The sequence below is a fragment of the Methanogenium sp. MK-MG genome, assembly GCF_009914725.1.
Lineage (GTDB): Archaea > Halobacteriota > Methanomicrobia > Methanomicrobiales > Methanomicrobiaceae > Methanogenium.
Window position 1 is genome coordinate 1 of sequence record NZ_JAAAWJ010000097.1, and the last position, 5766, is coordinate 5766.

Consider the following 5766-nt stretch of genomic DNA (forward strand, 5'->3'; position numbering starts at 1 on the left):
GGACATTATGCCTTCCTTAAAGAAGATGGAAGCTATGAAATTGCATGGACAGAGGCTGACGGAGAAGTGTACGATTATATTTTTTATATCCAATCGTCCGCCGAAAAGATCAGTGCTCAGTGCTCTGGAGATACAGAGAGAAAACGTACCTCTTTTAGTGTTGAAAAATTAAGCGAATGGCAGGATCTGGAATGCAAGAATCTTAATTCAACATGCATCTCAAAAAATATACCGTTTTCTTTCATAGTATCACCAAATATCGATAGCAGAGTTATGGAATTTTTTAAGCAATTATCGCAGCATAACATCTCAAATTTCTGCAATGAAATAAGTTCTAATTCAAATGGATTATATTCAGTATTTGACTGTGACGGCACACTTTTTTCAGGAGATTGCCTTGACTATCTGTTAATCTCCGATTGTATTGACAGGGATGCGGTATATGATCTCTTTCAAAAGAATGAAGATTATTGCTTTGAATCATTCTTTGAAGTAGCTCAGTATTATTCAGGAATACCTTATGAAGTAATGCAGAATTTCATAGAGAGAGCTGCTCAGGCAATAACACTCAGCCCTGAAATTTTAACAATATTAAGAGAGCAAAACCGAAAAAGAACTCTCATATGGATCACATCTGGTTTTCCAGAGGTATGGGATGTTGTAGGAAGCCGGTATAAACTAAATGTAATAGTAATTGGCGGAAATAACCTTGCACGCAGTCCTGTTATTATAAGTAATGAAGAAAAAGCGACTCTGGTAGAATCGTTGGTAAACAAAGGAGCAAATGTAATAGCTTTTGGAGATTCGATGGCAGACGCAGAGATGTTGAAAAACGCACAGCAAGCAGTAATAGTTATTGGAAAGAAAAGGCGAGATAATCTCTTTGAATACCTGAAAACCCACAGCAATCTGTCAATTATTGATATACGTCAAACAAAAATAACGGGTGTTAAATGATTACCAGTCTAGAAGATTCCAGTAAGGCCGTTCAAATTTTATCGACACAATCGCGTCGTGCTGACCTCAGCCCTGTTCAATTAAAAAATGTGCATCGCAGGTTAGGGCAGTTACTAAGTTACGAATATGTAAAGGGACTTCATCTAGAGCCAATAGATATTATTCATGTTCAGGGAGTCAAAAAAGGACTTGATCTCGCTCCACAAGAATTCACTATAATTTTGACACTGATGAGATCAGGGCTTTATGTTGCGGACGGATTCAGAGAGATTTTTGATTCACATGCAAGACTTGAATTTATCAGTGAAGAAACGGATCTGAATAAGATTCTTTCAGAATATTGCCTGGAAAAAATGAATGTTGTCCTTGTTGATTCTGTTATCAATACAGGTCAATCAATTAGGAAAATAATTGATGTATTACCTAAATGCAAAACGATTACTGTTATTTGTCAGGTAATGCATGCTAAATTTGTACAATCCTCACTTGGAGAATGTGAAGATATTCATTTTATTACGTGTAGAATTTCTAGAAATTTTTACGTTGGCAATGGTAAAACAGATACCGGCAACAGACTATTTGGCCACATTCCTAAATTCCAGACAGAAGAGTCCGGTAATATTGGCATATAAACAATCAATGAACTTAATAGATTCTCAAAAACTCCCCCTATATTTGTCGTTTTGAGAGACGGCTAAATTCTTCGATTGTATTGATCCTGTGGATTTCTGAACGATAATCCGGTTCTTATCTTCACTTTTTTGTAATTACTACATCTGCTGCCTCTGGAGAAACGGAGATATTAAGATGCTCATACAGCGCCTCCGGCCCCGGCTCTCTTCCAAGGAAATGTTCAAGCAGCACCATGCCGTCCTCCATATTGCCCTGGGAAAGAATCTCATCCCTGAATTTCATGCCGAGAGTCGGGTTGGTCATGCCGTTCTCTCTGAATGCGTCCACGATACTGAGTGCGTAGACCTTCGACCAGAGATATCCGTAATATCCGGCGTCGTATCCGCCCATGAGATGACCGAACGATGCAGGCTGATGAGTGCCCGGAAGTGGGCGTGTGCCCATGACTTCCTCATGCGTCCGGTACCAGACCTCCGTCACATCGACCGGTTCTGTTGCGGTGTGAAACCGCATATCCTCCAGAGAATTGACCAGCAGACGGCTGTATAACGCACCGGTCCCGACGTTTCGCGCCGCAATGACACGGTCGCGAAGGTCTGCCGGGATTTTTTCAGACGAATTGGTATAATGGCCCGATATCGATGCCAGCACCTCGGGGTCCCAGACCCACTCCTCAAGCGTCTGGGAGGGTGTCTCGACAAAATCCCACTCCACACTGAACCCGGACAGGGTGCCATACGGTGCTGTTGTCAACAGATAATGCATCGCATGCCCGGTCTCGTGGAAGAGCGTCTCTATCTCGTTTATTGTCAAAAGCGACGGCCTGTCGTCCTCCGGTTTGTGGAAATTTCCTATAATCGCCATGACCGGAACCGAGTATGCGCCGTCTTTTTGCCTGCCGCTGATCGCCTCAGCGGCACAGAAATGCCCGTACTTCCCCTCACGGGGATAGAGATCCAGATACATGTAGCCTATTGTATCATTGGTCAGGTTTTTCACCGCATAGAGCCGGACATCAGGAGACCATACCGGGGCATTTGTCATTTCGGTGAATCTGATGCCAAAGAGGGTCCCGCAGGTGTCAAAGAGGCCCTGAAGTACCGTGTCGACCGGGAAATATTCCCTGACCTCCTCTTCGTCATAGGCATACTGCTGCTTTTTCTGTATCTCCTGAAGGTAGATGACATCCCAGGCGTCAACTGCGGTTGCCGTCGGGTCCATACTCTGTTTAATGGCAAGCAGGTCTGCCATTTCGTCACGGTACTTTTCCTGCAGGGGTTCCTGCATTGCGGTGAGAAATGCCATCACCGTGCCGGTCTTCTCCGCCATCCTGCCGTCAATCCGGTAATCAGCCCATGTGGAATAACCGAGCTCCCGTGCAATCTTCTGGCGCAGAACGATTGCCTCTTCAAGAAGAGCGGTGTTCGTATCCGCCTGCCGGTTATTGTATGCCTCATACATCCTCATGCGTGTCCCGCAATTTTTGGCATAGGTCATCACCGCAATATAATCAGGATACTTCATGGTGACCAGATATGTACCCTGCGGGGTCGGTGAGAACATGGCCATTGATGCAGGCGATATACCGGCCAGTTCATCTCCGGTAAATTCAAGCGTGGTGTTATCGTTGTTCAGGTTGGCCGAGTAGCGGGTTTCAAGTCCGCTCAACGTCGTCTTCATCTCCCGGACCTTTGTGAGGCTTTCTTCAGAGAGCTTTAGTCCGTTCTTTTCAAATGCCCTGATGGTCAGGGTGTAGAGCCGGGATTCCTCTGTATTTCGCGGGGTCTGTTCCCGGAGAACGTCATACAGGTCACGGCGGGTATATACACGGGTATCGAAGACAGCGGCGGATTCTTCACAGGACATCCCTTCTGCAGCGATCTCTGCATCCGGGTAGACACTCCCCATCAGGACAAGCGGGCAGACGGCATCGGCATAGTCAGTCATAATCCTGTCAAATGCAATGAGAGTGTTGTCAAAGGTGCACTCGTCCGCGGGAATTTCAGCAATAGTGCTGAGCGAGGCGTTGGCAGTCTCTTCTGCGGCAGCACTTAGTTCTGTTATTTCGCCCGGAGAGTAGTGTGTCTGTATGGGACTCTTCTCTCCCGGAACAAAAACATCTGCGGCATCTTCCTGCCGGGTGTTCCGGAGACTGCCTGCGGTCAGAAGACCGACGACGATCAGAACAATAAGCCATGAGAATCGGGAAAAACGGATTCGATAATCGGGGGTATGCATGGAAAATCAGTAACCGTACGTCTGTCTGAATGAGAATAAAAACCTCCGGTATGTGCCCGGAGATCGGATTGATGCCGTTCCGGTCTTTCCAGGAGAGGTCCGGTGATCAAAATATTATCCGTTTGAAATACCCCGTGGGGGTGTGCCAGTACAATGCCGGAACCATCGAGAGGCCGGACCGGACAACGAGAAACGGGAGAACAATACCAACAGCTGAGACCAGGATATCGCAGATAAGAATGCGGGTGAACCGCACTTCCTTACCGAACCAATGGGAAAATACGAAGGGAAGAATGAGCACGGCCATGAGCACCACGAATATCAGTGCCCGACAAGAAACATCGGGACATCAAGCCGCATAAAAAGGGCAAAGCCCGCTGCCATGACAAGGCCGGGGAGCCCGATACGGATCATACGAGTTATTTTTGTCCGGGTGAGGATTGCATAAACTACAGAGAGCAGCACAGCGCCCATAATACAGATAACCGCTGAGTGAGGAGACACTGAAGGCAATTGAGGAATCGCCTGCAGATTTGCGGAAGGGTATTTTTTATACGCATGAAGAGAGATTGTGCAGGAGATTTCTGAGAGAAAATACTGAAAGAAAGGGCATCTGAATGCAAAATATGCGGGTGTTCATTCTTCCCGCATACCATATCTTCACCATCCCGGCCCCGCTCTGTTTCGCATGAAGCATACGATCTGAATCGGGAAGTGGTGTCCGTCGGCAGATGCACCCGACCCGTTCCTGTGCGCACATGCACCACAACCAACGGATGAGGTGCACCAGTTTCAGGTAAAAAATATGAATTGGTGTAAATATTTTATAATCTGCACCACAACATTGGTATGTAGGTGCGTCATTGCCGGATTTGATCAGCAAACCGGGAGTTGGCCGCACCAGTTTTTCGGAGAATGTGAATATCTTATGGACCAAATCGAAGAAAAGAACAGAAACAATCTCTTCCTGATAGACAACACGGCAAACCCTGCACCACTTGGCCTCTGTGCATTCGGGACGACCACGATTCTGCTCAGCCTCCACAATGCCGGAATAACAGGGCTGAGCAGCACCATCGTCTCGATGGCGCTCTTCTATGGCGGGCTTGCCCAGCTCATCGTCGGCATTATGGAATGGAAGAAGAAGAACACCTTCGGGATGGTCACCTTCGGGAGCTTCGGACTCTTCTGGATCTCCTTTGCGGCAATCATGATTCTGCCGGCACTCGGCCTTGCAACAGCACCAACCGCTATGGATCTCACGGCATTCCTGTCTGTCTGGGGTCTTTTGATCGTCGGGCTGTTCATCTGCACCCTGAAGATGCACCGGCTCCTGCAGGTCACCTTCGCAACAGTCATCCTTATGGTGGTGCTGCTTGTGGCCGCAAACCTGACCGGCGTTCACCTGATCCATACCCTTGCCGGCATCACCGGAATTGTTTCCGGCTGCCTTGCACTCTATATGGGTGTCGGTACAGTCATCAACGAAGTCTATGGCAGCCGGGTGCTCCCGGTTTAACCACCCCTTATTTTTCCCGGAACCGGACGTGCATCACAACGTCCGTGACTGTGCCATTTTCTTTTGGCGTTTCAGCAAGTCCTACCGCCACGTCACCTGCACCGGGTTGCGCCGGGGGAGGCCGTAGACCCTGTACTTCGGGTGGCCGAACATCATCGCGAAGGCGCACGTCCGTCCCACAGGAATCCCGAGTTCCTTCCGGAGCGGTTCATAGGAGAGGATGGCCATTGCAACGAACCCCGCCCAGCAGGTGCCGATACCAAACGCCTTCGCGGCGATATCGAAATGGGTGAGGGCGATGATGCCGTCCACGGCTGCAATCGGGTTGCTCTCCGGGACATGGGCAACCAGCAGATGCGGGGCGTCGCGGCAGATGACATCCTGATCGTTCTCCCAGGCATCTATCAGTCCCGCTACAT

At 48.3% G+C, this 5766-nt stretch carries 7 protein-coding genes; 3 read left to right on the forward strand and 4 right to left on the reverse strand.

Going from position 1 to position 5766, the window contains the following annotated elements; genetic code table 11:
• Together MKMG_RS10265 and MKMG_RS10270 are read left to right on the forward strand one after the other, a co-directional pair.
• The coding region (locus tag MKMG_RS10265) for an HAD family phosphatase (protein WP_165077764.1) at positions 1-957 on the forward strand (957 nt) is incomplete at its 5' end.
• Positions 954-1589 carry a uracil phosphoribosyltransferase gene (locus MKMG_RS10270; RefSeq protein WP_165077766.1) on the forward strand — a complete coding sequence of 212 codons (636 nt, stop codon included), beginning with the start codon at positions 954-956 and terminating at the stop codon, positions 1587-1589. The genes MKMG_RS10265 and MKMG_RS10270, both read left to right, overlap by 4 nt.
• A gap of 121 nt (positions 1590-1710) precedes the next feature.
• On the opposite strand, the gene MKMG_RS10275 is transcribed toward MKMG_RS10270, so the two are convergent.
• The 3 genes from MKMG_RS10275 to MKMG_RS10285 form a co-directional block, all read right to left on the reverse strand.
• Positions 1711-3828, reverse strand: coding sequence for a M3 family metallopeptidase (locus MKMG_RS10275; RefSeq protein WP_165077767.1), 2118 nt, complete (start codon positions 3826-3828; stop codon positions 1711-1713).
• 106 nt (positions 3829-3934) lie between these two features.
• On the reverse strand, positions 3935-4135 hold the full coding sequence (locus MKMG_RS10280; protein ID WP_165077768.1) for a hypothetical protein: 201 nt from the start codon (positions 4133-4135) through the stop codon (positions 3935-3937).
• Between the two features lie 14 nt (positions 4136-4149).
• A complete protein-coding gene (locus MKMG_RS10285; RefSeq protein WP_165077770.1) occupies positions 4150-4302 on the reverse strand; it encodes a hypothetical protein in 153 nt (50 codons plus the stop codon).
• A gap of 454 nt (positions 4303-4756) precedes the next feature.
• On the opposite strand from MKMG_RS10285, the gene MKMG_RS10290 reads away from it, so the two are divergent.
• On the forward strand, positions 4757-5347 hold the full coding sequence (locus MKMG_RS10290) for an acetate uptake transporter (protein WP_165077772.1): 591 nt from the start codon (positions 4757-4759) through the stop codon (positions 5345-5347).
• Between the two features lie 81 nt (positions 5348-5428).
• Here MKMG_RS10290 and MKMG_RS10295 read toward each other — a convergent pair.
• Positions 5429-5766: nitroreductase family protein (locus tag MKMG_RS10295; protein ID WP_174235654.1), on the reverse strand; the 338-nt coding region annotated here is incomplete at its 5' end.

Bases quoted from the DNA above. Each gene is read 5' to 3' on its own strand.
- MKMG_RS10270 (WP_165077766.1), top strand. From the start codon at position 954: ATGATTACCAGTCTAGAAGATTCCAGTAAGGCCGTTCAAATTTTATCG.
- MKMG_RS10275 (WP_165077767.1), bottom strand. From the start codon at position 3,828: ATGCATACCCCCGATTATCGAATCCGTTTTTCCCGATTCTCATGGCTT.
- MKMG_RS10280 (WP_165077768.1), bottom strand. From the start codon at position 4,135: ATGGCCGTGCTCATTCTTCCCTTCGTATTTTCCCATTGGTTCGGTAAG.
- MKMG_RS10285 (WP_165077770.1), bottom strand. From the start codon at position 4,302: ATGGGCGCTGTGCTGCTCTCTGTAGTTTATGCAATCCTCACCCGGACA.
- MKMG_RS10290 (WP_165077772.1), top strand. From the start codon at position 4,757: ATGGACCAAATCGAAGAAAAGAACAGAAACAATCTCTTCCTGATAGAC.